Source organism: Bacteroides sp. 3_1_13 (assembly GCF_001185845.1).
Taxonomy (GTDB): Bacteria; Bacteroidota; Bacteroidia; order Bacteroidales; family Bacteroidaceae; genus Bacteroides; species Bacteroides xylanisolvens.
This window is the reverse complement of record NZ_KQ236956.1, coordinates 2,275,578-2,276,212: the sequence shown is the minus strand read 5'-3', so window position 1 is coordinate 2,276,212 and position 635 is coordinate 2,275,578. Positions and strand designations below refer to the sequence as shown.

The following is a 635-nucleotide window of genomic DNA, read 5'->3' as shown; positions in this document are numbered from 1 at the left end:
ACATCGATAAAGTTCATCATTCCGTACGGAATACGTTTGCGCTTTACTGGTTGGTTCATAACTCTTTCATTTTCTCACAAAAGTAACAATAAAAATGAATATTGATGGATGGCAGTTATATAAATGATAGAATATCTTTAGTAGTCTCAATGCCATTATTGCTTATAGTGGGAAAGCGGATTTGCTCTTCTTTAGTGTGGAAACCCGTAATGTTGAAAAGTGGATAGCTGAAGAAAAATAGATAATACAAAAAAAGCGGCTCGTTGCAATGAGTCGCCTTTTATTATAATACATGAAAATATATACGAACTTTAAACTTCTTCGCACACCACCATTTTCATCCCTTGATAAACAACTATAATTTTGTGCAGCGTCGTTGTTCCGATTGCTTTTTGCACCGTTTCACTAGCGGCATAGCGGTTGGCTTGTGTGATAGCCTCTTGCCGGAGTTGCTCTACCTTTTCGTCACTATCCTTTCCTTTGGCATACTTCAGTTCGATAATGTAGGAATGGAGCATGTCTTTGTATATATCCAGTAATGGAAACATGAAGATGTCGGCATATCCTTCCTGATTCTCCTGTTCGGAGATAGGGCGATAGAAACGGTTCTGTGCGGTCATAGCCAACGTAAATCC

At 38.7% G+C, this 635-nt stretch carries 1 protein-coding gene; it reads right to left on the bottom strand.

All coding sequences use genetic code 11. From position 1 onward, the window contains the following. Positions 1-311 precede the first annotated feature (311 nt). Positions 312-635 (bottom strand): PD-(D/E)XK nuclease domain-containing protein (locus HMPREF9009_RS21695; protein WP_049703246.1); only part of this gene is annotated, 324 nt, incomplete at its 5' end.